Annotated in this window: 22 protein-coding genes and 1 riboswitch; of the genes, 14 read left to right on the top strand and 8 right to left on the bottom strand. The window is 64.3% G+C overall.

The window, feature by feature from the left end; translation table 11 throughout:
• Positions 1-17: 17 nt before the first annotated feature.
• From HMPREF3172_RS05425 to dnaK, 4 genes are all read right to left on the bottom strand, one after another.
• Positions 18-473 carry a heat shock protein transcriptional repressor HspR gene (locus tag HMPREF3172_RS05425; RefSeq protein ID WP_062023219.1) on the bottom strand — a complete coding sequence of 152 codons (456 nt, stop codon included), beginning with the start codon at positions 471-473 and terminating at the stop codon, positions 18-20.
• Positions 473-1,477 carry a DnaJ C-terminal domain-containing protein gene (locus HMPREF3172_RS05420; protein ID WP_070516034.1) on the bottom strand — a complete coding sequence of 335 codons (1,005 nt, stop codon included), beginning with the start codon at positions 1,475-1,477 and terminating at the stop codon, positions 473-475. The genes HMPREF3172_RS05425 and HMPREF3172_RS05420 overlap by 1 nt, the downstream gene beginning before the upstream one ends.
• 137 nt (positions 1,478-1,614) lie before the next feature.
• On the bottom strand, positions 1,615-2,286 hold the full coding sequence (locus tag HMPREF3172_RS05415) for a nucleotide exchange factor GrpE (protein ID WP_070516033.1): 672 nt from the start codon (positions 2,284-2,286) through the stop codon (positions 1,615-1,617).
• Positions 2,286-4,136: a molecular chaperone DnaK gene (gene dnaK / locus HMPREF3172_RS05410; protein ID WP_070516030.1), complete on the bottom strand. Its 1,851-nt coding sequence runs from the start codon at positions 4,134-4,136 to the stop codon at positions 2,286-2,288. Before dnaK ends, HMPREF3172_RS05415 begins: the two co-directional genes overlap by 1 nt.
• Before the next feature lie 398 nt (positions 4,137-4,534).
• On the opposite strand from dnaK, the gene HMPREF3172_RS05405 reads away from it, so the two are divergent.
• The gene (locus HMPREF3172_RS05405; RefSeq protein ID WP_070516028.1) at positions 4,535-5,839 is read left to right on the top strand and encodes a hypothetical protein; all 1,305 of its coding nucleotides are present in this window, start codon (positions 4,535-4,537) and stop codon (positions 5,837-5,839) included.
• Between the two features lie 148 nt (positions 5,840-5,987).
• Positions 5,988-7,523 (top strand): carboxylesterase/lipase family protein, encoded by a 1,536-nt coding sequence (locus HMPREF3172_RS05400; RefSeq protein WP_070516026.1) that lies wholly within the window; start codon positions 5,988-5,990, stop codon positions 7,521-7,523.
• A gap of 67 nt (positions 7,524-7,590) precedes the next feature.
• On the opposite strand, the gene HMPREF3172_RS05395 is transcribed toward HMPREF3172_RS05400, so the two are convergent.
• Positions 7,591-8,562 carry an alcohol dehydrogenase catalytic domain-containing protein gene (locus tag HMPREF3172_RS05395; RefSeq protein ID WP_070516024.1) on the bottom strand — a complete coding sequence of 324 codons (972 nt, stop codon included), beginning with the start codon at positions 8,560-8,562 and terminating at the stop codon, positions 7,591-7,593.
• 54 nt (positions 8,563-8,616) lie between these two features.
• Between HMPREF3172_RS05395 and HMPREF3172_RS05390 the strand changes: the two genes are divergently transcribed.
• Positions 8,617-9,423 (top strand): DedA family protein, encoded by an 807-nt coding sequence (locus HMPREF3172_RS05390; RefSeq protein WP_070516022.1) that lies wholly within the window; start codon positions 8,617-8,619, stop codon positions 9,421-9,423.
• 75 nt (positions 9,424-9,498) lie between these two features.
• Here the strand turns inward: HMPREF3172_RS05390 and HMPREF3172_RS05385 are convergent, their stop codons facing one another.
• Positions 9,499-11,595 (bottom strand): RecQ family ATP-dependent DNA helicase, encoded by a 2,097-nt coding sequence (locus HMPREF3172_RS05385; RefSeq protein WP_070516021.1) that lies wholly within the window; start codon positions 11,593-11,595, stop codon positions 9,499-9,501.
• 105 nt (positions 11,596-11,700) lie between these two features.
• Between HMPREF3172_RS05385 and mgtE the strand changes: the two genes are divergently transcribed.
• Entirely contained in the window at positions 11,701-13,044 is a 1,344-nt protein-coding gene (gene mgtE, locus HMPREF3172_RS05380; RefSeq protein ID WP_062023194.1) for a magnesium transporter, read from the top strand.
• A 196-nt stretch (positions 13,045-13,240) separates the two neighbouring features.
• Here mgtE and HMPREF3172_RS05375 read toward each other — a convergent pair whose 3' ends face one another.
• Both HMPREF3172_RS05375 and HMPREF3172_RS05370 read right to left on the bottom strand, forming a co-directional pair.
• The gene (locus tag HMPREF3172_RS05375; RefSeq protein WP_070516019.1) at positions 13,241-14,029 is read right to left on the bottom strand and encodes a DUF3800 domain-containing protein; all 789 of its coding nucleotides are present in this window, start codon (positions 14,027-14,029) and stop codon (positions 13,241-13,243) included.
• 9 nt (positions 14,030-14,038) lie between these two features.
• Positions 14,039-14,470 (bottom strand): MarR family winged helix-turn-helix transcriptional regulator, encoded by a 432-nt coding sequence (locus HMPREF3172_RS05370; RefSeq protein ID WP_070516017.1) that lies wholly within the window; start codon positions 14,468-14,470, stop codon positions 14,039-14,041.
• A 169-nt stretch (positions 14,471-14,639) separates the two neighbouring features.
• Positions 14,640-14,783: riboswitch (FMN riboswitch) on the top strand.
• A 97-nt stretch (positions 14,784-14,880) separates the two neighbouring features.
• Between HMPREF3172_RS05370 and ribD the strand changes: the two genes are divergently transcribed.
• From ribD to HMPREF3172_RS05320, 10 genes are all read left to right on the top strand, one after another.
• Positions 14,881-15,966 carry a bifunctional diaminohydroxyphosphoribosylaminopyrimidine deaminase/5-amino-6-(5-phosphoribosylamino)uracil reductase RibD gene (gene ribD / locus HMPREF3172_RS05365; RefSeq protein ID WP_070516016.1) on the top strand — a complete coding sequence of 362 codons (1,086 nt, stop codon included), beginning with the start codon at positions 14,881-14,883 and terminating at the stop codon, positions 15,964-15,966.
• Positions 15,947-16,627 carry a riboflavin synthase gene (locus HMPREF3172_RS05360; RefSeq protein WP_070516014.1) on the top strand — a complete coding sequence of 227 codons (681 nt, stop codon included), beginning with the start codon at positions 15,947-15,949 and terminating at the stop codon, positions 16,625-16,627. The genes ribD and HMPREF3172_RS05360 overlap by 20 nt, the downstream gene beginning before the upstream one ends.
• Positions 16,624-17,874, top strand: coding sequence for a bifunctional 3,4-dihydroxy-2-butanone-4-phosphate synthase/GTP cyclohydrolase II (locus tag HMPREF3172_RS05355; RefSeq protein WP_070516012.1), 1,251 nt, complete (start codon positions 16,624-16,626; stop codon positions 17,872-17,874). Before HMPREF3172_RS05360 ends, HMPREF3172_RS05355 begins: the two co-directional genes overlap by 4 nt.
• Positions 17,874-18,350 (top strand): 6,7-dimethyl-8-ribityllumazine synthase, encoded by a 477-nt coding sequence (ribH, locus tag HMPREF3172_RS05350; RefSeq protein WP_070516011.1) that lies wholly within the window; start codon positions 17,874-17,876, stop codon positions 18,348-18,350. Before HMPREF3172_RS05355 ends, ribH begins: the two co-directional genes overlap by 1 nt.
• A 139-nt stretch (positions 18,351-18,489) precedes the next feature.
• Positions 18,490-19,761 carry an amidase gene (locus HMPREF3172_RS05345; RefSeq protein WP_070516009.1) on the top strand — a complete coding sequence of 424 codons (1,272 nt, stop codon included), beginning with the start codon at positions 18,490-18,492 and terminating at the stop codon, positions 19,759-19,761.
• A 35-nt stretch (positions 19,762-19,796) separates the two neighbouring features.
• The gene (locus HMPREF3172_RS05340) at positions 19,797-20,693 is read left to right on the top strand and encodes a phytoene/squalene synthase family protein (protein WP_070428830.1); all 897 of its coding nucleotides are present in this window, start codon (positions 19,797-19,799) and stop codon (positions 20,691-20,693) included.
• On the top strand, positions 20,693-22,285 hold the full coding sequence (gene crtI, locus HMPREF3172_RS05335; protein WP_070516007.1) for a phytoene desaturase family protein: 1,593 nt from the start codon (positions 20,693-20,695) through the stop codon (positions 22,283-22,285). The genes HMPREF3172_RS05340 and crtI overlap by 1 nt, the downstream gene beginning before the upstream one ends.
• On the top strand, positions 22,282-22,716 hold the full coding sequence (locus HMPREF3172_RS05330) for a hypothetical protein (RefSeq protein ID WP_070516006.1): 435 nt from the start codon (positions 22,282-22,284) through the stop codon (positions 22,714-22,716). Before crtI ends, HMPREF3172_RS05330 begins: the two co-directional genes overlap by 4 nt.
• On the top strand, positions 22,713-23,066 hold the full coding sequence (locus tag HMPREF3172_RS05325; RefSeq protein ID WP_070516004.1) for a lycopene cyclase domain-containing protein: 354 nt from the start codon (positions 22,713-22,715) through the stop codon (positions 23,064-23,066). Before HMPREF3172_RS05330 ends, HMPREF3172_RS05325 begins: the two co-directional genes overlap by 4 nt.
• Complete coding sequence (locus HMPREF3172_RS05320; RefSeq protein WP_070516002.1) at positions 23,060-23,977, top strand: prenyltransferase; 918 nt, start codon at positions 23,060-23,062, stop codon at positions 23,975-23,977. Before HMPREF3172_RS05325 ends, HMPREF3172_RS05320 begins: the two co-directional genes overlap by 7 nt.
• Positions 23,978-24,069: the final 92 nt, after the last annotated feature.

Genomic DNA, 24,069 nt, shown 5'->3' with positions numbered 1-24,069 from the left:
AACGGCCGGCGGAGCCGCTACCGGGTACGACGCGACGAAGTGCCCGGCATCAGAACACCGGCAATGCGCCTGGCCGGACGCGCCCTGCGGCCTGCCCCCTGCGAGTCCTCAAACAAGGACACAACATCACCAGATGACGCCGCTGCGAAAATCCTGCCGGCAGTCTCCAGCCGCCTGCGCATCGCGTCCATTTCGGCGCGCATAGCTTCCTGTTCGCGGCGCATAGCCTCGATTTCTTCGCGCATCCGCAGGATCCGCTTAATGCCCTCGAGGTTGATGCCGTCATCCTGGCTCAACCGCTGCACCAGCTGAAGCTTCTCAATGTCATCAGCCGAATAGCGACGACCACGTCCAGCAGACCGCTGAGGCGTCACCAGCCCCAGCCGGTCATACTGCCGCAGCGTCTGCGGATGCATCCCGGCAAGTTCCGCGGCAACCGAAATCATGTAGACAGGGCGGTCAGCGGGAATCATCACGCTTCACCCGCCCTCCGCAGCAGGCCCTCACGCGGATCTTCACCCTCGGTGGCGGCAGCGAAGTCCTCGACGGCCTTCTTCGCATCCGCATTCAGATTGCGCGGCACCGTCACCTCGACGGTCACCAGCAGATCGCCCTTACCGGACTTGGCATCAATGCCCCGCCCACGCAGGCGCAGTGTGCGGCCCGACGGCGTACCCGCAGGAATCTTCATGGTGACCGGCTGCCCGCCCAAAGTGGGCACCGAAACCTGAGTTCCAAGAGCAGCCTCCGGGAACGTGACCGGCAGCGTCATGCGCAGATTGTTGCCATCGCGCGTAAAAACACTGTGCGGTGCAACCTCAACCGTGAGAATCACATCTCCGGCCTGACCGCCGTTGGGGCTGGGCTTGCCCTTGCCGCGAACGCGAACCTCCTGTCCGTCCTTTACCCCCGCGGGAGTACGGACAGTCAGCGGCTTGCCACCGGGCATCTTGAGTTTCACGGTGGCGCCTTCAACGGCTTCCGTAAAGCTCAGACAAGCCTTCGAGCGGATATCCCCGCCCTTCTGCGGAGCCTGCTGGTAGCCACCGAAACCGCCACCGCCAAAGCCGCCGCCGAACAGGTCAGAAAGATCCGGACCCCCGCCGGGGTAACCACCGGCATATCCACCGGCACGAGTCCGACCCCCTCCACCGGTGTTGAACAGTCCGGAGAAGATGTCCCCAAAGCCACCGGCACCAGCACCGCCAGCACCCGCCTGGAACCTGGCGCCGCCGCCCATGGCGCGCACCTGGTCATACTGCTTGCGGGTTTCCGGATCGCCGATCACCGAATTGGCAGCCGAGATCTCTTTGAACTTCTCTTCTGCTTCCGCGTTTCCCGGATTGGCGTCCGGGTGATACTTGCGGGCCAATTTGCGGTAGGCCTTCTTGATTTCAGCATCGGAGGCATCCTTGGAGACTCCGAGCGTCTTGTAGTAGTCCTTCTCGAACCACTCATTCTGCGGTCCCGAGTTCATCCGGCCCCTCCTTTCAATGCCGAAATGGTCTGTTCTTAGGTTCTTCTAGCGGCCGAGGCGGAGCCCCACCTTCCCCGTGGGGCACCTGGGTGCCCCTGCGGGTGGTCGGAAGCTCCGCCTCGGCAGCTGTGAGCGTGTCAGGCTTCGGGGAGGTGAACTCCTACCCGAGCCGCCCGAATGACACGTTCGCCGATTTTGTAGCCGGGCTGCATGACCATGAACACCGTGGGCTCTTCAACATCAGCCGAAGGCTGCTGCATGAGAGCGTCGTGGATGTTTGGGTCGAAGACTTCGCCGACTTCGCCGTACTGCACGACATCAAGCTTGCCGAGAGCTTCCAGGAGCCTGTCGACGTGTTTTTCGTACGGACCGGTGACGTCGCCGGCTTCGCGGGCCAGCTTCACTTCGTCAAGCACCGGCATGAGAGCTTCAACCGCGCCCTGCAGGCCAGCTGCGCGAGCAACCTCCTGGTCGCGTTCCGAACGGCGGCGGTAGGCCGCGTATTCGGCGTTGAGCCGCTGCAGGTCGTCAAGGTAGCGCTTGGCTTCGTCCGATTCCGGCTGCGGTTCGGCATCTTCGATGCCCGAAGCGTCGTCGGGAATCTCAACACCGAGATCCGAGGCGTCGGCCGCCGGCTGCTCTGCACCCTGCTGGGCTTCCGGCTGCTGTTCGGACTCCGGGGCGTCGGCCCCGTCCCCGGCCTGACCCGCGGGGCGGGCCTGACCGGTTTCGGGATCAATCCGACGGTTGTCCTTGAACGAGAAGCCCTGGTCGCTGGCGTCGCGGCCGTCTGGGTTCTCGGTGGTCATTACTTCTCCTCGTCTTCGTCAACGACTTCGGCGTCAACGACATCGTCGTCAGCAGAACCTGCGTCAGCCTGTGCGCCTTCCGCGCCGGCTTCAGCCTGAGCTGCCGAGTAGATGGCCTCGCCCAGCTTGGTCTGCGACTGCTGGAGCTTGTCGTAGGCCTGCTTGACGGCGTCGTCATCGTCACCCTTGAGGGCTTCCTTCAGGGCGTCAACGTCTGCCTGGACTTCGTTCTTGACGTCTTCGGGCAGCTTGTCGTCGTTGTCCTTGATGAGCTTGTCCGTCTGGTAGGCGACAGTCTCCGCGTTGTTGCGGGTGTCAGCAGCTTCGCGGCGCTTCTTGTCTTCTTCAGCGTGCTCTTCTGCTTCGCGCACCATGCGGTCGATGTCTTCCTGCGGAATAGCCGAACCACCGGAGATCGTCATGGACTGCTCCTGGCCGGTGCCCTTGTCGGTGGCCGACACGTGCACGATGCCGTTGGCGTCGATGTCAAAGGACACTTCGATCTGCGGAACACCGCGAGGAGCGGGTGCAATGCCGGTCAGTTCGAAGGTGCCCAGCGGCTTGTTGTCGCGCGTGAATTCACGCTCACCCTGGAAGACCTGAATCGACACGGACGGCTGGTTGTCTTCGGCCGTCGTGAAGGTTTCGGACTTCTTGGTGGGGATCGGCGAGTTGCGCTCGATGAGCTTGGTCATCACGCCGCCCTTGGTTTCGAGACCCAGCGACAGCGGGGTGACGTCAATGAGCAGCACGTCCTTGCGGTCGCCGCGCAGAACACCAGCCTGGACGGCAGCGCCGACTGCGACGACTTCGTCCGGGTTGACGCCCTTGTTGGGCTCCTTGCCGTTGGTGAGCTTCTTGACGGTTTCGGTCACGGCGGGCATACGGGTGGAGCCGCCGACGAGGACCACGTGGTCGATGTCGGACAGGCTCACGCCAGCATCTGCGATGACCTGTTCGAAGGGCTTCTTGGTGCGGGCCAGGAGGTCCTCGGTGAGCTCTTCGAACTTGGCGCGGCTGATGGACTCATCCAGGTGGATGGGGCCGGATTCGCTCATCGACAGGTACTGCAGCGAAATGTTGGTGCTGCTTGCGCTGGACAGTTCCTTCTTGGCCTGCTCGGCAGCTTCCTTGAGGCGCTGCATGGCGGTGGGGTCCTTGGTGAGGTCCACGCCGTAGCCGCTCTTGACCTGGCCGACCAGGTAGTCGACAAGACGTTGGTCCCAGTCGTCACCGCCGAGTTCGTTGTCACCCGAGGTGGCGCGCACCTGAATGGTCGAGAAGTCGTCGTCATCCTTGCCGACTTCCAGGAGCGAAACGTCGAAGGTTCCGCCGCCGAGGTCGAACACGAGGATGAGTTCGTCTTCCTTACCGCGCTCCAGACCGTAGGCCAGAGCTGCTGCGGTGGGTTCGTTGATAATGCGCAGGACGTTCATACCGGCAATCTGACCGGCGTCCTTGGTTGCCTGACGCTGAGCGTCGTTGAAGTATGCGGGGACGGTGATGACTGCGTCGGTCACGGTGTCCTGCAGGTACTCTTCAGCGTCGTGCTTGAGCTTCTGCAGAATGCGAGCCGAGATTTCCGGTGCCGAAAGGTCCTTGTCGCCGAGCTTGGTGGTCCAGTCGGAGCCCATGTGGCGCTTCACCGAGGAAACGGTGTTCTCAACGTTGGTGACAGCCTGACGCTTGGCGATTTCACCCACAAGGGAATCGCCGTTCTTGTTCACTGCGACAACCGACGGAGTGGTGCGGCCGCCCTCAGCGTTTGCGATGACCTTCGGTTCGCCGCCTTCGAGAACCGCGACGACCGAGTTGGTGGTTCCAAGGTCAATACCTACTGCACGAGCCATGTTCGTGTCTCCTTTCAAAAGAGCCTTCGCACTCTGAGTGCATCTGACTCAAGTCTGCTACTGGATGCTTGGGTCGTCAACCTCATTGAGCCTGAGACCTTCATCAAACTTGCGTTCACTAGGCTCAACCCTAAAGGGCCTGACCTTATTCCCCGCCGGAAGAAAAAACGGGAAGAAGTTTTGTGACAGCCGAAGTCGATCTTGAGAAAAATTTTCGGAACCAATAAAGCCCCTGGTCAGGAGGCCACTTCGCGCCCGCACGGCAACTCAAGTCCGAAATCTTGGACAAAAGGCACTTTTGTGACCGCCCAGTCAACTCGCCAGTAAGTTACTTTGAAGTCGTCAACTCGGTGACATGCGTCACCACACAAGAATGACGACCACGAGAGGACCACCCGATGAAGCTGACACAGTCACTCCTGCGCTCCGCCGCCGGCGGTCTGACAGCACTCGCAGCGACCGCGGCTATGGTTGCAGCCGCCTCCCCCGCCTCCGCGGCAACACACACCCACGAATACCCGGAAACCCCAGCCCTCAACCCGAACCTGCCGATCGTCAAGACAACCCACAAGTCCGACCACATCAAGGCAAACGTCCTCAATCCCCACCCCGTGTGCAACGCGCTGGAAGACAAGCGCACCACCGTCTACAAGGTCACCGACAAGTTCCTGCCCGTCGGCACCATCTCCACCACCAACAACACCGACAAGGCGATCCCGCTGACCCAGAACACCTCGAAGTCACAGTCGATTTCGCTTGAGGTCAACGGCAGCCAGACCGAATCCGTTTCCGTCAACGGCGGCGGTTCCGCATCCAAGAAAGACACCACCGGCAACTTCGGCATCGCCTGGGAACTGGCCAAGACCATCGGCGGTTCCGCCTCGTACTCCCTGAGCTGGGACGTCGGCCAGACCATCGGCCCCTACGATGTCCCCGCCGGCAAGACCGGCGACGCCACCTACGGATTCCGCGCCATCAACATGATCGGCACCCAGCAGCACTGCAAGTCCGACGGCACCTGGTCGAACCCGACCGCGTGGCGCGCATTCTCGCCGATCAAGAACGAAGTCCGCGTCAAGATCTACGGAAACGCCTCCGAATCGGATCAGACAGGCAAGCCCACGGTTGAAGAGAAGCCCAACCCGAAGCCCACCGAAAACACCATCGAACCCGATGATTCGCCCATCAAGGGCGACGGCGGCAGCAAGCCGGCGGGCAAGCAGAAGCTTGACCTCGAACCGCAGATCACCGTGACCGACGGCAAGGTTCCCGGCTACGCGGGCATCGCCGCACTGCGCGTGAAGAACGTCGGCACCGACCGCTACTTCAGCGAAGACCCGGCAGTGTCCTACCGCGTTGACGTGATGACCGAAGACGGCCCCGAAAGCGTTGACCGTTTGATCACCCCGGGTTGGTTCAACGGCGCCTACACGCAGGACCTCGGCTTCAACAAGAAGACCTCGACCCGCTCCTTCCTCGTCACCCTGTCCAACCCGGTGAAGAAGGGCGAGAACCAGCTGATCGCCAACTTCAAGTTCGGTGACGGCAAGACCACCGAAGGCCGCCTGAAGAACTCGATTTCGGTCACCCAGGTTGAACGCGCCGAAGGCGACAAGTCGACCTACAACGACCAGAACGTGTCCTCGAAGGACATCACGGTCAACGACCTCGGCAAGCCTGCCAAGCACAAGGGCATCTTCTGATCGACCAACATAGGCAATCGGGCCGGTGGGACACTCCCACCGGCCTGATTCGCATCTGTCCCGGTCACACCCGGCACAAACACGACCCCTGCGACTATCGTGGTGGGCACAACGACTGTCAGACCGCCACCGACAAACACCGGAGCCCATGACTTCCACATCAGCCGAATCCAACCAGCCGACCGTCACCGCCCCCTGCGGTACCGTCCGCGGGCTCAGCGACGGCGAAGTCGAGTGCTACCTGGGCATCCCGTACGCCCAGCCGATGACAGGAGCGGCAGCCTTCCAGGCACCTCGGCCCCTGGAGAGCCTGCCCGGCGGAGAATTCGCGGCAACCTCCTTCGGTCCGCCCTGCCCGCAGTTCATGCCCGCCGGCGACATCCCGATGGAGGAGCACCGCGACGGCGATGACTGGTTGAGCCTCAACGTGTGGACGCCCGCCCAGCGCACGCAGGGTCAAGCACTGCCGGTCATGGTGTGGATTCACGGTGGGGCCTATGTCCTGGGCGGTTCAGCCGAACCGCAGTACAACGGCACCGTGTTCGCCCGCGAGCGCTGCGTCTTCGTGTCCATCAACTACCGGCTGGGGCTTGAGGGCTTCCTTCAGCTGGACGACGCTCCGGCCAACCGCGGCCTGCTCGACCAGATTGCCGCACTGAACTGGGTGCGGAACAACATCGCCGCTTTCGGCGGCGACCCGCAGCGAGTGACGGTGTTCGGCGAATCCGCGGGAGCAGGCGCCATTCACTGCCTGCTGACAATGCCCGATGCGCAGGGCCTGTTCCAGCGCGCCATCCTGCAATCCCCGCCGTCCATGGTTCTCGAAGCCGACCTCGCGGCCCAGATCACCGACACGGCTGTCCGTGCGGCCAGCCAAATGCACCCCGGAGCGCAGGCAACGCCCGAGTTCTTCGGCTCACTCAGCCTGACCGAGCGCCGCGCGGTGCTTGAGGAGCTCAACTCCACCGCCAAGCGCAGCATGGGCACATGGGGCGCGGCCGCAGCATTCGAACCGCCCCTGACCCCGGTGGTCGACGGCACTGTGCTGCCGCGCGGGCCGTGGAAGGCGCTGCGCAGCACTCCGCCGGACATTCCGGTGATCATCGGCAGCAACGCCGAGGAGTTCAACCTGTTCATGGCGCTTGCGCGCAGCCAGCCGAATGAAGCGGTCGCACAGCGCATTCTGGGAACCATCGGCCCGCGCACCCAGCCGGAGTCAGCGCAGTACGCCCATCTGGTCACCGCACCAGAAGGCACCGCCCGCCCGCCGGTTGTCTACGAGCGCGTCAACACCGACTTCATGTTCACGGTGCCGGCCCTCGACATGGCCCAGGCGGTTCCGGGAGCGTGGACCTACCTGCTGGAGGCTGACCCTCGCGGCGGCATTCAGGCTGCTCACTCGGTCGACCTTCCGCTGCTGTTCGAGAACTACACCGACGGGATGGGTGCTTTGACATTCCCGCAGGGCCCCACGGAGCGCGAACGCCGCACCGGTCGCCGCATGCGGGACGCCTGGCTGCGCTTTGCCCGCACCGGCCGGGCCGACTGGCCGGAGTTCAGCCACGACGGCGCCACCCGGGTTTTCGATGCCCACACCGACGAAGAGCGGGTCCTCCCGCACCCTCTGCTGGAGCGCTGGAAGTGCTTTGTTCGCCAGCCCGCGGCACCCCACGGGTTGGTCTGACGAGGCGCCGCCGGGCTTCCGCCGGCTGTGCGGCTGACGCTTGTGGCAGGTTGGGTCGGCTGGCGCTTCAGATGCGGATGATGATTTTGCCGGCCGCGTGACCGGCCTCAACGTCCGCCACGGCCTGCGCGGCATCCGCAAAGCGGTAGCGGGCTGAAACCCACGTGGGCGCGGCCGATGCGGCCAACAGCTGGGCAATGCGGGCGTAGACCTCGCGCGTCCGGTGCCGAACAATGCCCGATCCGCCGAGTTCTTTCGCCAACGCGGGGTCTGCCGCCGACAGGATCCGCACTCGCTGACCAACATCACCGGCTCCTTCACCCGCTGAACCAGCAGCAGAACCAGCAGGCACCTCGTCCGACAGGAGCTGGGCGCCCTCACGGAGCACCTCGCCGCCCACCAGATCAAGAATTGCCGCCGGTGTGCCCAGCCGGCGTACCCGGTCGGTCCACCCCGGACCGGATTCGACGTGTTCAGCGCCCATGCGCGTAATGACATCGTGTTTCCCAGCCGAACCCACTCCCCACACTGTGAGACCTGCGGCTTTGGCAAGCGACAGAGCAGAGGATCCGACGCCTCCTCCAGCGCCGATCACCAGCAGCGGCTGGCCCGGCCGCAAGCCCAGCTGATTGAGCGCATCGTGCGCGGTCCCGAACGCCGCGGGAATGCTGGCGGCTGTTCCCGCGCTCAGTTCTTCAGGCAGCGGGGTCGCCGAGGTGCCGGTCAGCACTGTCTGTTCGGCAAACGTTCCGATGCCTGGAGCCGCCGAACCGAAAACCCGTTGGCCGACTTCCAAGTCAGTCGGAGCGTCCGAACCGAGTTCGCGGATGGTGCCGACAGCCTCCCGGCCCATGGCCATGGGGAAGCGCACCGGAAAAGACTCTTGCCGCTGGCCGGAGCGGACCTTGATATCGCCGGGATTGACTGTGGTTGCTTCGACGTCGATGAGCACGCCGTCACCCTCTGGTCGCGGGTCGGGAACATCGAGGAAACCGGCCACCTCTGGGCCGCCGTATTCAGTGAAGCCGAAGATTCGCATAAGAGCTCCTGTCGCGCGTCGTTGCCGGCAGCGGTCTTTCTTTAGACTACTGGAATGGCACACGAAGAAAGAGCGGACGACAAGCACGGCGACCTTCCCGATGATGGCGTTCCAAGCGACGGCCGCGACAGTGCTCACGACACCGGCGCTGATAACAGCGCTGGCAGCAGCGCCGAAGCCGAAAAGCCGATCCCGTGGCCGTGGGGCGACCGCAAACCCTCAAAAGCAGACAAAGTGCTGCTGGGCTTCATCATCGGCCTGCCCCTGTTCTTTCTTGTCATCTTCCCGCTGCGCCCATTTCTCATTGCCAAAATGCCGGTGCTGCTGTCTGTCATCACGGGAGCAAAAACCGTTATTGCCGGAGCCGGCGCATTCGCCAAGGTCGAGGGCTACCCGCTGTGGTTTGCAATCCTTGCCGGCTTCATCGGCGCGGTGAAGTTCGACTGGCTGTGGTGGCTGGCCGGCCGCCACTGGGGAGAGAACGTGGTGCGCTTGGTGGCCAACACCCCGAAGGCCTATAGGAAAGCGGCCCGAATCCGCGATCTGCCGCAGTGGCTGCTGGTGGTGCTCGTGGTGTTCGGCCGGTTCCCGGGTGTGCCCGGATCCTTGGTGTGGCTGGTGGCCGGATGGTCCGGAATGCGATTCCGCACGTTCATCAGCGCCAACATCGCGTGCGCCCTGCTGGTGTCCACGGTCAGTGCCAGCCTGGGCTGGTTCATAGGTCAGCCGGCGGTTGATCTGCTCAAGCTCATCGACAAATACGCTCTGTGGATCACACTGGCGCTCATCGTGGGAACCGTCATCTGGACCTCTAAGAAGGAACGCGACCGGGCTGCCAAGCGCAAGAACTCGGAATCTTAAGCTCTGGGCCCGGCGAGTTCACCTAGTCCAGGGGCTTCCTTCGCCGCCCGGCGAGTTCACCCGCCCTAAGTGAAGTCACCCGCGCTGGGCGAGCGCGAACGGCAGAACTGCCGCCGCTCCCGCCTGCTTCAGCAGGCGCGCCGCGATCGTCATGGTCCAGCGCGATGCGATTTCGAGATCCGTCAGCAGGACTGTGCGTCCAGCCACCGCAGCTTCCAACTGCGGGCCGACCCTGAGGGCGTCCCACAGGTTTTTGACACGGTAGGCACTGTTGACATCGGGGCTGCCCGGATCGCGCAGCAGTTCCAGCTGACCCAAGTACTCCATACGGCCCACAGCGGCGAGCCCCTGGGCCAGGGACTGCGCGGAGTTCGGGCGGTGGGCGCTGGGAATGCCGACAACGCAGTCGGGACGCACTGCCCAGTCCCAATCGGCCAGAACTGAGACCGCGAGGTCGCCAATGGTCTTGGGAATCTGCTCATCGGGTGATGCCGGAGTCAGGAACTGTCGCAGCGTCTGCCCCGCCCCGAGGTCGGTCAGCCGGGCAATGACCCTGCCTGTGTCCGCCCTTTCTCCTTCCGGGATCTTGCCCTTGATGTCGATTCCCGCTTTGGGCATCCCGGTGGGCCACTGGGCACGCGGTGCAACAGGCAGACCGACGGAGGACAGCAGCGACTGAGCGCCCTCACGCAGGCCCGCGTCGATGTCCTCAGACCACCAGCGGCCAGCACAGTTGTCGCACCGTCCGCACGGTTGGGCCGTTGTGTCGTCCAGTTGGCGGGCGAGGAACACCATGCGGCAGTCATCTGTGGCCAAGTACTGTTCCATGGCCTGCGCTTCGCGTTCGCGGGCAGCGGCAACACCGGCGTAGCGTTCGGCGTCGTATTCCCAGCCGGCACCCGTGGACACGTAACCGCCCTGCACTCGATCAACAGCACCGTCTGCCTGCAGGGTTTTCAGCAGCAGTTCCAGTGCTGAGCGCTTGATGTCGACAAGCGGCTCCAAAGCGGGCACAGACATGGGGCCATCTGCTGAGGCAAGAACCTGCAGCGCGCGGTCGGCCGCCTGCGGATCCGGCATCGAGGCAGTTGCGAAGTAGTCCCAGATTGCGCGGTCTTCGGCACCGGGCAGGAGGAGGACATCCGCGTGTTCAACTGCGCGGCCGGCACGGCCGACCTGCTGGTAGTAGGCCACGGGCGAGGCGGGGGCGCCGAAGTGCACAACGAATCCCAGGTCGGGCTTGTCAAAGCCCATACCGAGCGCGCTTGTGGCCACGAGCGCTTTGAGTTCGCTTCTCTTCAGAGCGTCTTCCAGCCGCGTGCGGTCCTCGGCATCCGTGCTGCCGGTGTAGGCCTCGACATTCCATCCGGCCTGTTTCAGTGCCCGCGTGAGGTCTTCGGCGGCTGAGACCGTGAGCGTGTAGATGATGCCGCTGCCTGGAAGATCGCCCACGTGCTGGCACAGCCACGCAATGCGGTCCTGTGCCGACCACACACCCGCAGCGCCCAAACGCAGGGAATCGCGCGTGAGCGGACCGCGGACAACCACAGTGTCGTCCCCCAGCTGAGCCGCGACATCGGCAACCACCCGTTCGTTTGCGGTGGCGGTTGTGGCCAAAACGGGCACGGAGTTCGGAAGCGAGCGCACCAGCGCGCCGATCCGCCGGTAGTCCGGTCGGAAGTCGTGCCCCCAGTCTGAAATGCAGTGAGCCTCATCGACCACGATCATGCCGACCCGCTTGAGAACCTCGCCGAGAACGTGATCCCGGAACCGCGGATTCGTGAGCCGTTCGGGAGATATGAACAGAACATCAACACGGTCCTGACGCAGCGCCTCGACCGCGTCGTCCCATTCGGTGACGTTCGACGAATTGATGGTGACGGCGTTGACACCCGCCCGATGGGCTGCTGCCACCTGGTCGCGCATGAGCGCCAGCAGCGGGGAGATGACGAGTGTCGGCCCTCCCCCGGCTTCGCGAATCAGCCGGGCGGACACGAAGTACACGGCGGACTTTCCCCACCCGGTGCGCTGGACGACAAGAGCCCGGCGCCGATCGCGGACGAGGGTCTCGATTGCCTGCAGCTGACCGTCGCGAAAAACCGCGTCGGGGCGCCCTGTCAGTTGGGCTAAGATCGACTGGGCGGAGGCATGCAGAGTGTTTTCGCGTGACATATTCGAAGTCTATGGGGGAGCACCGACACGGCGGCCTGACCAATCACCTTCAGCACCGCGCCGCGTGCCGCACGGCCTTCCCCAAACGCAGCGCAAGGAGGGGCAGTGTCCGTAGAACTCATAGAAGAAGCGCTGCGATCGCGACCCCAGGGCGAAGCAGAACTGGCCGAACTCGCCCACGCTGCGCGCAACGTCAGCAACGACGACCTCCAGTACCTCATCGAATCAATGCCTGCCAAACAGGCCGCCGTGCTCTACCGGGTGCTGGACAAAGACACCGCGCTGAACATCTTTGAGGACCTCCCGCCGGCCTACCAGGCCGATCTGATCAGGGGGCTGCGCTCAACCGACGTCGCCGAACTCATCGAAGACCTCGACCCGGACGACCGCGCGCTCGTGTTCGACGAACTGCCGGCGGCGGTCGCCGACCGGCTCATGGCCGGGCTGAGTCCGTCCGAACGCCACATGACCGCCTCGGTTCTGGGCTATCCGCCCGAAGCGATCGGCCGCTACATGTCGCCGGAGGTCATCGGCATCAATCAGGACTTCACGGTGGGTGAGGCCATGGCCTATGTCCGCCGCAGGATTGACGACCCCGAAACCATCTACCTGCTGCCGGTTGTCGATTCCAGCCGCAAACTCACGGGAGTCATCGGTCTGCGCCGCCTGCTGAGCGAAGACGATTCGGTTGTCATCCGCGATATCGCCAACCAGCCGGTGAGCGCCAGCGCCATTGACGACCGTGAAGAAACTGCGCGCCGCTTCTTGAGCGACAAGCTCATTGCTATGCCGATTGTCGACCGCGAACAGCGTCTGGTGGGAATCCTGACGATTGACGACGTCATCGACATCGTCGAAGAAGAAGACGCGGAAGACACCGCCCGCTCCGGTGGTTCGGAACCCCTGGCGCAGTCCTACCTGTCAGCGTCGATCTTCAGCATCTTCCGGTCCCGCGTTGTGTGGCTGACGATGCTCGCGGTCTCAGCTGTTCTGACGGTGCAGGTGCTCAATGTGTTCGAGGACCGGCTGGCGCAGCTGACCGCGCTGGCCCTGTTCATTCCCCTGCTGACCGGCACGGGCGGCAACACCGGCAACCAGGCGGCAACAACCGTCACGCGCGCCCTCGCGATGGGCGAAGTTCGTGTTCGCGACATGCCGAAGATCATCTGGCGTGAGGCTCGCGTGGGCTTCACCCTGGGACTCACCCTGGGTGTTCTGGGCTTCCTGGCGGCCTCCCTGGCGTTCGATGTGGGGATCGGCACCGTCATCGGCCTAACCCTCCTGTCCATCTGCACGATGGCCGCAACGATCGGCGGGGTCATGCCGCTGGTCGCGAAGAAGGTCGGCGCCGACCCTGCGGTGTTCTCCAACCCGTTCATTTCCACGTTCGCTGACGCGACGGGCCTCATCATCTACTTCTCGATCGCCACGGCAATTCTGCTCAGCTGAAGTGGTTGAACCGGCGAGCCCACAGCTCGTGCGCTATTGATACGCGCACAAGGGGTCCTGTATCCTACGGGTAGGAAACACCACGATATTAGAGGTGTTTACCTGAAGGAGCGGGTTAGCACTCGCCCGGATGCTCGGCGGCGCACAACGCCGCACTCCTTAAGTGGATCGACTCCGGGGAGTGCTAATCCGCTCCTTATTTAATTTTGGGACAATCGGGACAAGGGAACCACCCGGGTGAGATCACCTTGTAATTCGGCATTGCCATAAATCCGAGGGGAACGGCACAGTAGTTGCTGGCGCTAGTGCAGTTTTCCACGCCTCGTACACGCGGCCAGACCGTGCGGAGGTAGCGTCCCTCCACGTGCCCGTACCGCCCAGGGCGCAGAGCCTCATTCAAGCAGCCTGCAAAGAGATCGGCCACATCGGACTCGCGGTACTTCGTCGCAGCCACCCACTGAAGGGAGTCAAGCAACTCCATCGGGAGGCTTTGCTGAGCCGGCAAAGTCGTTTCAAGGTAGGGCCGGCTGACAGAATCGTGGTCAAAGCCTTTGACGTGTGAAAAGCGGATCGTCAAATCACCCTTCTTGACGCCAGAGTTCCGGGCCGCCCAGAGGATGTTCTTCAACATTTTTCCGGCAACATAGTTATAAAGCGCGCCACGTTCCGTGGTGTACGTACCCTCAGTCACGGCGGCCTTATCGGTGTAGACATAGATGGCCTGCACCTTGTCCAACATGCTGAGATGGTCGGCGACATAGAGGCGCCGGTCGTGATCTCGCACGTACTCCTTCCACGAAAACGGCTTGTCGTGGGGAACTCTGAATTCGCCCTTAAGGTCTGTGATCATTCGGCGAACATCGCCGGCTGCGCTGGCAGGAAAAAGAATGGCGGCCATTCCGAAGTGCGGGCTTGCTTTGGGGCTCACGCTCAAGTCACCAAGGTCACCAGTCTCGTCAACGTAGGCGAAGTATTTCTCAGACATCGCTGCCCTTCATTCGTCCTCGACAAGGGCTGCCGCCATGCTGTTGAGCAGGTCGACCGAGCGGGTGAGCGCCGCAACGTCCTCAGCCGTGAGGTCATCGACCGTCGAACCCATTTTCTGCACCGCCGAGGTGCGCTCAGACACAAGCCACTGACGGCCCTTGTCCGTGATCTCCAGAAGAGAAGCGCGCGCGTCATCTGGGTCTGGTCGGCGTGTAATGAAACCGTCCGCGGTCAGCCGTGCCGCGATCTTCGTAGCTGCCGGCTGCGAACATCCGTACAGCTGGCCCAGCAGCCCGACCGTGGTGCGCTCACTTTGGTCGATGACCGCCAGCGCACGCCAGGCCGACCAGCCTTCGTCACCGTGAGTGCCACGGCGAACAGCGCGGGTGAAGCGCCCCGCTGCGGCAACGAGATCAGTGACAAGACGTTCGTTTTCCATACCTCATTTATATAACTTGGCTATGCACGCCGCAAAGGCCCACACCCAGCCGCCTCACACCCCGACCACCCCAGAAACAGGCCCCGGAGCACCCGGGCAGGCACCTCGTCAGCCCGGCACCTCCCCACCCCGTGTCACACGTGTCACACCCAGGGGCTACTATGAGCCTCAGATGTTCCGGGGACGGTGAAATTCCGTACCGGCGGTGACAGTCCGCGACCCGGCTGCTCCACGGCACACGCCGTGCGAACACCCGGCTGACTCGGTGCAATTCCGAGACCGACAGTAAGAGTCTGGATGGGAGGAACACAGTCTGCTCGCGCAGGCGCTGTCGGCGTACCCGGCGTGCCTTTCGCGAACCCACAGCGCCGCTGTGGACTCCCATCTCCCGGCTGTACCGGGAGGTTCACATGGAAGTCCAGGCGGCTTTTCTTCTGCCTGATGCCACCGGCCTGACCCACGAGCAGGCCATGCGGGCTGCCCTTGAGTACGCGGCACACGGCTCACGAGGCGCCACTCCCCTCGTGGGGGCTGTTCTCCTGCCGCCGGGCTCCGGTCCGATCGTGGGCTTTCACGCCGGTGCCGGCACAGCCCACGCTGAGGCTGCCGCACTCGGCTTCGCTCAGGCCAACGGCGTTGACACTCGTGGCGCGACGATGGTCGTGACGCTGGAGCCGTGTTCGCACACCGGCCGCACCGGCCCGTGCACTCAGCGGATCATCGACGCTGGAATCGCCCACGTCGTCATCGCCACAGCCGACCCAAACCCGGCGGCCCGCGGCGGCGCGGATGTTCTGCGTGAGGCAGGCATTGCTGTGACGACCGGTGTGCTGAGCGCAGAAGCTCAGGCTCTCAATTCGCGTTGGCTGCTGGCGGTGCGTGAGGGCCGGCCGTTCATCACGTGCAAAATCGCCCAGAGCCTTGACGGCTGTTCCGCTGCCGCCGATGGCACAAGCCAGTGGATCACGGGTGAAGAGGGCCGCTCCCACGCGCACGGAATTCGCGCGAAGGTCGATGCGATTGCCGTGGGAACCGGTACCGCGCTTGCCGACAACCCGCGCTTAAGCGCCCGCCCTGAGACCGCCGCGGTCACCTCCCAGCCGATCCCGGTGGTCATCGGCCGCCGCCCCCTGCCGCCGGAAAGCAACCTGGCGCAGAACCTGCAGACCATCACCGCCGAAACAATCGACGAGGCGCTGACCAAGCTGAAAGCGGCCGGTGTTGAACATCTGCTTGTTGAGGGCGGCCCCCGGCTGGTCGGCAGCTTTATTGGCCGCGGTCTGGCCGACGAACTCCTGGTGTATCAGGCGCCCGTGCTTTTGGGCGACGGCCTGCGCAGCACCACCGGGCTGAATGTCACCACTTTGCTTGACGCGCACGCCTTCACCCTCGATGCCGCCAGTGCGGCCCACCCCAACCCACAGGTTCTCGGCGCAGATGTTCTGCTGCGCCTGACGCCAGCTGAGAAAGGACACCATGTTCACCGGAATCATTGAGCACGTCGGAACCGTCGTTTCGCTTAAGCAGGCTGGCGACAGCGCCTATCTGACTCTGGAGGCCGGGCCGATCGTCGCCGACCTTCCGCCGGGAGGTTCGCTCGCGGTCAACGGGGTGTGCCTCACCTCGGCACCCCTGGCTGCCGCTCAGGCGGAAGAAAAGGACGAGGTGCCGGCCGGCCACCAGCCCGAGGGCACCTTCCGTGCCCTGCTCATGGGCGAGACTCTGCGCCGCTCCTCCCTTGGTGCCCTGCAGCCGGGCGATCCGGTGAACCTTGAACGCTGCATGCCGGCGGGCGGTCGTTTTGACGGGCACATTGTGCAAGGTCACGTAGACGGCGTGGGGCGCGTGGCTTCCGTTGAGGACAACGGCCTGTGGCGCACAGTGCGCGTGAACATTCCCGCAGATCTTGCGCCCTACACCGTGGAGAAGGGCTCCATCAGCCTGTCCGGCACGAGCCTCACCCTGACCGCCGTCAGCCCCGCCGATGCTGATGAGCACTGGGTGGAAGTCGGACTGATCGAAGCAACCCTTGAGCGCACAATCTTCGGCCAGGTCAAACCTGGTGACCCCATCAACATCGAGGTCGACATTCTGGCGAAATACGCCGAACGCCGCGCCGAATTCGCAACTCTCACAGCAGGAAAGGACCAGCCATGACCGCCAACCTGGCCTCTATTGAATACGCGATCCAGCAGATCGCTGTGGGCCGCCCGATTGTCGTCGTCGATGACGAAGACCGCGAAAACGAAGGCGACCTCATCATGGCTGCCGACGCCGTAACGCCCGGATGGATGGGGTTCATCATCCGGTACTCATCGGGTGTTGTGTGCGCACCCATTCCCGCGCAGACCGCAAAGCGGCTGGCGCTGCCGCCCATGACGGCGAACAACGAAGACCCCAAGGGCACCGCCTACACCGTGAGCGTCGACGCGAAGGAAGGCACAACGACCGGCATCAGCGCGGCCGATCGCAGCATGACCGCCCGCCTCCTGGCAGAGCCTGGGACTCGCGCGGAAGACCTCACCCGGCCCGGCCACCTGTTCCCGCTCATCGCGCAGGATGACGGGGTGCTCGCCCGCGACGGCCACACGGAAGCCGGCCTCGATTTCGCCCGCTTGGCGGGCCGCAGCCCCGCGGCTGTCATCGCCGAGATCGTGCACGACGACGGGTCCATGATGCGCTTTGCGGCACTGGCCGAATTCGCTCGCGAACACGGCCTGGCCATGGTCACGATCGCCGACCTCATCGCCTACCGCAAAGCCAGCCCAAACGCCCCCATGACGCCGATTCCGGAAGCCGCGGAAGAAGACGGAGCCGAGCGGCGCCTCGTACGCGGAGAGACGGTTCCCCTGCCGACTGACTTCGGGACGCTCACGGCAACCGCCTACACCTTCGACGGAACCGACCACCTGGTGCTCAGCGGCCCACCGACCGCGGATGTCGCGCCGCTCGTGCGCGTGCACTCGGAGTGCCTGACGGGCGATGTCTTCGGTTCGCACCGCTGCGACTGCGGCGAACAGCTGGCCCAGGCGCTGCGCACAATTGCGACAGTCGGCGGACACGTGATCTACGTGCGCGGACACGAAGGCCGCGGCATTGGGCTGGCCGCCAAAATCGCCGCGTATTCCCTGCAGGACACCGGCGTGGACACGGTCGATGCCAACACCCGACTGGGCTTTGCCGCTGACGCGCGCAAGTACGACGCCGTCGCGGCAATCCTTGCCGACATGGGGCTGCACTCGGTGCGGCTCATGACGAACAACCCCACAAAAATCACCGCGCTGCAGCAGAAGGGCATCGACGTCCGCCGCGTGGATGCCGAAGTTGCCCCGCGGCCGGAAAACATCGCCTACCTGGCAGCCAAACGCGACAGGATGTCGCACCTTCTGGAAAGGACACTCTGATGGCAGGACACGGAGCACCCGAAATCTCGCCCCGCACGGCGGTTGAGGCGGGCTCGCTGAGCATGGCAATCATCGCCTCGCGCTGGCACGACCGGGTGATGGGCGGGCTTGTGGCCGGTGCCCAGCGCGCCGCAGCGGAAGCCGGCATCGACGCACCCGTCCACTGGGTGCCGGGCTCGTTTGAACTGCCCATCGCAGCCCAGGCTGCCGCCGAAAAGTATGACTGCGTTGTTGCCCTCGGTGTTGTCATTCGCGGCGGCACCCCGCACTTCGACTACGTGTGTGCTGCCGCCACCGACGGACTGGCGCGCGTGGCACTCGATTCCGCCAAGCCCGTGGGCTTCGGCCTGCTGACATGCGACACGGAAGAGCAGGCCCTCGACCGGGCCGGCCTGGAAGGTTCGAACGAAGACAAGGGATACGAGGCCGCAACCGCAGCACTGGCCACGGCCGACGCGCTGCGCGGGCTGCGCTGAACTTCGGGGCGGCTGGCGCCTCGGCTGGCTGTGCCGCTGCCGAGGTGCCGGTCGCCACAGCACCGGCCCAGGTGCCGAGGTGCCGGCGGCTGGGCCGGCTATCCTTAGCAGGACTGGTCTGACCGTCGAGGGAGTAGAAGTGACTGTTGCCGACATTGATCGCATCCTCCGCGAAGTGGCATCTGCCGGAGACAGATTCAACGCCGTCACCGAAATGCTGCCGGAACTTGCCCGCGAGCGCGCTGGCGAAGCCGCGCAGCGCGCCGACGAAGACCTTCCACCGCGAGCGCTGGAAGGCCAGCCGTTTGCCGTGAAGGACATCGTGTTCATTTCCGGGACCCCCACCTCGATGGGTTCGCGCGTGGACGTTCTGAGCCACCCGGATGCGACGACCGGCACCGCCGATGTCGTCGAACGGCTCATGGCGGCAGGTGCGATCCCGGTGGCCAAAACCAACTGCCAGGAGTTTTCGCACGGTATTTTCGGTGAGCACTCCGCTTTCGGCACTGTGGTCAATCCCGCGGGTGCTGAGCTGTGCACCGGCGGTTCGTCTTCCGGTTCGGCCGCGCTCGTGGCCGCCGGGGCGGTTCCCTTTGCCGTCGGCTCAGACACCGCCGGATCGGTGCGTGTTCCCGCTGGATGTCAGGGTGTTGTCGGCTTCAAACCCACACTGGGTGCGGTCAACACCGACGGTGTTTTCCCACTGTCACCGTCATTCGACACTCTTGGCTTCTTCACCCGCACCGTCAGCGAAGCAGTCCGGGTGTTCTCGGCTGTTGTGGACTTTTCGGCAGGTGCGCCCGCATCGGTCGCGGTCGGCACGTTCGAACTGAGCACACCGCACTGGATTGAAGACGGCGCGGACTACCTCGACACGACGAAACCGGTGGACCTCGAACCGTTCATCGAAGAGTCCGGTGCGCTGTATGACACTGTGCGCAAATACGAGTCCTTCCGGATTCTGGGCCCGCTGGCCGAAGACCAGCCTGAAGCCTTTACCCCCGGTGTTCTCGACCGGGTCAAACAGTCTGCCGATGTTTCTGAATCCGACTACCAGCAGGCTTTGGCTGATGTTGAGGCTCTGCGTGAGCGCGCTCTGGCTCAGTTCGCTGATGTCGACGTCATTGTGTCGCCCGCGCTGGACGGCGGGACCGTCCCGTGGGACAGCATCGGGCCCGATGCCCGCCCGGCCTTTGTCCGCTACTCCCAGCTGTTCAACGTGCTCGGCTGGCCCGCCATCACCATCCCCACCGGCCGCAAGTACGAAAGCGGTGCACCCGCATGCCTGCACATTGCCGGCAAACCCGGCGAAGACGCAACCGTGCTCGCGGTGGCCGCTGAGGTTGAACGCCGACTGAAGGCTGAAGCGAATGCTGCGCAGCCGACTGACCCACAGGCCGGCGCTAACTGAGCAGACCGCCTGACACCATGAATGACCCCGCCTGAATGACACTGCCCTTTTCACGCGGCAGGACGCTCGACCTGCTGCCGCCCACCCAGCGATACACCCGGACCGCCTACCGTGCGGCTTCGGCTGTCATCCGGTCCTATTCCACCTCGTTCTCCTTTGCCGCATCACTGCTGCCAAAGCGTATGGAGCGCAGCATCGCAAGCCTCTACGCGGTGGTGCGGATTGCCGATGAAATCGTCGACGGCGCCTACCCCGCCGGCCCCGCCGCGCAGGCGGAGGCTCTCGATGACTTCCGACTGCGGATAGCTGAAGCGTGCCGCACCGGGTTTTCGTCTGACCTCATAGCCCACGCTTTTGCGGACACCGCGCGGCGCACCGGGATCGGGCCGAAACTGTGGGACCCGTTCTTTTCGTCCATGTACCGCGACATCCGGCCCGAACACCATTCGCCGGTTTCGCTGGATTCCTATATTCACGGTTCGGCGGAAGTGATCGGGCTGATGTGCCTGGCGATTTTCATGGAAGACGAAAACCCCACCGCGGAAGAACAGCCGATCCTGGAAGACGGCGCACGAGGTCTGGGCGCGGCCTTCCAACGCGTCAACTTCCTGCGCGACCTTGGGTCCGACACGGCTGAACTCGGCAGAACCTACCTGCTGGACAGCGAAGGCAAGTTCACAGAAGAGGAAAAAGCCCGCCAGCTGGACATTATTCAGGCAGATTTTGCCGCGGCGCGTAAAGCCATGCCGCTGCTGCCGTGGCGCGTGCGCACCGCAGTCGGCACCGCGCTGGGCATCTTCGAAGAACTCGCCGAACGGGTGGCGGCGACTCCCGTCGATGAACTCCAGCGGACCCGCCTGCGTATCCCCGCACCGCGCAAGGCTGTCTTCGCAGCCCGAGCCGCCGCGGTTCGCGGTTGGTCAGGTGCCTGATGCGCTCACTGACGGTCGTCGGCGGAGGTATTGCCGGTCTGGGCACAGCGGCGCTGGCTGCCGCGCGCGGCTGGAAGGTCACGCTCCTGGAATCCCGCAGCGAAGTCGGTGGGCGGGCCGGTCTGCACACGGAAGCTGGTTTTGCGTTCGACACGGGACCGTCGTGGTACCTCATGCCGGAGGTGTTCGACCGCTTCTTCAGCCTGCTGGGCCAAGACAATCCCCTCGACCTGCACGACCTCGACCCGGGATTCCGGGTCTGGCCAGCGGGCCTGCTGGAAACCGAACGGTTGCAAGACAGCGGGAGCGGCACCTCGGCAGTTGATGTTCCCCGTGGAACCGAGCCCTTCCTGCGGCTGGTGAGCCAGCGCGAACCCAGTGCGGCTCAGCGGGTGCGCCGCTACGTGGAATCGGCCTCGGACACGTACCGGCTGGCGCTCGAGCACTTCCTCTACACAAACTTCACTACCCGGGACTACACCCGGTTTGCCCGGCCCGATGTGCTGGCCCGACTCCCCCGGCTGCCGCGGCTTTTCGGCCAGTCCATGCAGCGGCGGATTGAGCAGACGGTGACCGACCCCGTGCTGCAGAAGATCCTGGGCTATCCGGCGGTGTTCCTCGGCACGCAGCCGAAAACCGCACCCAGCATGTACCACCTCATGACGAACCTCGATGTTGTCGACGGCGTGCGCTATCCCATGGGCGGAATGCACACGATCATCACCGCGATGGCTCAGGCGGCGGTCCGGTTGGGTGTGGACATTCGCACCGACTGCACCGTGACGGCGGTGCGCACGCAGGGCAGGCGGGTTGTCGGTGTGACGGCCCGCTGTGGTTCGGCTGATGTGCCGGGGGCGGCTGGCCAGGGTGCTCACGTTCCGAGTGCTGACGAGGTGGAGGCCGGCTCTCGCGGTACGGGCTCTGTTGTCGACTTCGACAGTGACGCAGTTGTTGCGGCCTGTGATCTTGAGGCGTTCGAGGCTCTGCTGCCCCAGCGGCTGCGGACGCGGAGTCAGCAGTGGTGGGCGCGGCGCGATTACGGCATCGGCGCGGTCACGCTGCTGTTGGGTGTTGACCGGAAGCTGCCGCAGCTGCACCACCACAACCTGTTCTTCACGTCTGACTGGGACAGCAATTTCACGCAGATCTTCGGGGCGGACAAGCGTCTGCCGCAGCCGGCGTCGGCCTATGTATGTGCGCCGTCGCGGACGGATGCTTCTGTGGCTCCAGCGGACTCGGAGAACCTGTTTGTGCTGGTGCCGGCCCCAGCTGACCCACAGCTGCGCACCGGTTCACAGGAGCTTGAGCAGTACGCCAACCGGATCATTGACTCTTTGGGCGCGAGCATCGGCGTTGATCTGGCCTCACACCTGCGGGTGCGTCGGGCTTTTGGTCCCGGCGATATCGACCCGCGGCGCGGATCGGCACTCGGGCCGGCGAATGTGCTGTCGCAGTCGGCGATGTTCCGCTTCCCGCAGAAGGCGCGTGCGCGCGGGCTCGTGCACGCTGGCGCCTACACAGCGCCGGGCGTGGGCTTGCCCATGTGCCTTATCAGCGCTGAAAACGCCGTCGACCTACTGGAGCGCACATGAGCTGGGCCTACGCGGGCGCACTCGGCTTTTCGCTGCTGGGCATGGCGATCCTCGACTTTCGCCACGGCCTGTTCTGGGGTGCCGCGCTGCGCAGCAAATCGGGACACGTGTGGGCCCGCACCGCTGGCGTGCACTTCGGTGTGTGGGCCGTGTTCCTGCTGTGGGATCTGCTGGGCATTGGGCTGGACGTGTTCTTCCGCGGCGATTCGCCCTACATGACGGGCATCAACCTGGCTCCGCACCTGCCGATGGAAGAGCTGCTGTTCCTGTTCTTCCTGGTGTGGCTGACCATCAACGTTTTCGTCGGGGCCGCGAAACTGGCGGAATGGCGGGGCTCGCGAGGTGCCGGGTCGGCTGCCGGACGAGGTGTCAGGTCAGGTGCCGGCCGGGAGGCGGATTACCGGACTGCTGGGGAGGCAGGGCAGCCGTGACGTACACGCTTCTCAACGCCTGTTTCCTCATTCCCGCGGCACTTCTTGCGTGGAGTGCACGCAAGCGCATTCCCATCCGCCCGTGGCTGCTGACGGCAGCAGTGCTCATTGCCCTGACGATCATCTTCGACAACATCATGATCGGTGTTGGACTGTTCTACTATTCGCCGGAAACATCGTCGGGCATCACGCTTGGCCTCATGCCGATCGAAGACCTTTCCTACACCGTTTTCGCAGTGCTCGTCCTGCCCGCACTCTGGGCTCACCTGCTCCAGCCGAGAACAGACCAAGCCGCCCGTGACGGCGGTGGTGAGCGGCGCCTCGTCAGCGGTGGTGACGAGAAGTGCTGAAGCACCTGTTCCTGTCATCCCGCCCGCTCAGCTGGGTCAACACGGCCTACCCGTTCGGGGCGGCGTACCTGCTGATGGGCGGCGGGCTGAGCCTCGATTTCTGGTTGGGGTGCCTGTTCTTCCTGGTGCCGTACAACCTGGCCATGTACGGGATCAACGACGTTTTCGACTACGAATCCGACATGCGCAATCCGCGCAAAGGCGGTGTGGAAGGCAGTGTGCTCGACCCCGCACTGCACCGGCCGACCCTTCTTGCGGCCGTCTTCAGCTGTCTGCCGTTCGTGCTGTATTTCCTGGTGACAGCGCCATGGATGGCCAAGGCGATGCTGGTTTTCAGCCTGTTCGCGGTTGTCGCGTACTCGGCGAGGGGCCTTCGGTTCAAAGAAATCCCCGTGTTGGATTCCGTGACCAGCTCCCTGCACTTCTCTACGCCCGCCTGGTTCGCCGTGACGCTGCTGGCCGGGGGTGCTGGTGGTGGTTCTGCAGGGGCTGGGGCTGACGGTGCCGCTTCGGGAGTGCTGGGCTCGGGTGTGAGTACAGCGGGAGTCTTGGGGCTCATCGCGTTCTTCCTGTGGGGCATGGCAAGCCAGGCGTTCGGCGCAGTGCAGGACATCGGGCCCGACCGCGAAGCCGGCCTCAAGTCGATCGCCACGGCATTCGGCGCGCGCGGCACGGTGGCTGTGGCGGTTGCTTTGTACGCGGCGGCGGCCGTTCTCATGGGTCTCACCCCATTCCCGCTGGACATCATGGCGGTCGTCGGGCTGGCCTATACCGCCAACGCGGTGCGCTTTTTGAACATTGATGATGCCTCGGCTGAGCGGACGCGTTCCGGCTGGCAGGTTTTCCTGTGGCTGAACTATGCCGCGGGCTTCGTCCTGACGATGATTCTGCTGGCGGGTGCTCTGCTGTAGGGGTGCGGCAGGCGTTGTTGCCGCGCCCGCGCGGGTTGGCAGATGCTTCTGTGGAGCGCGCCGAATGGGCGCCTCGGCCCCTGTTGTTCCGG

It is taken from the genome of Brevibacterium sp. HMSC08F02 (assembly GCF_001807555.1).
GTDB classification, from domain to species: domain Bacteria; phylum Actinomycetota; class Actinomycetes; order Actinomycetales; family Brevibacteriaceae; genus Brevibacterium; species Brevibacterium ravenspurgense.
This window is presented reverse-complemented; position numbering and strand designations above follow the sequence as displayed.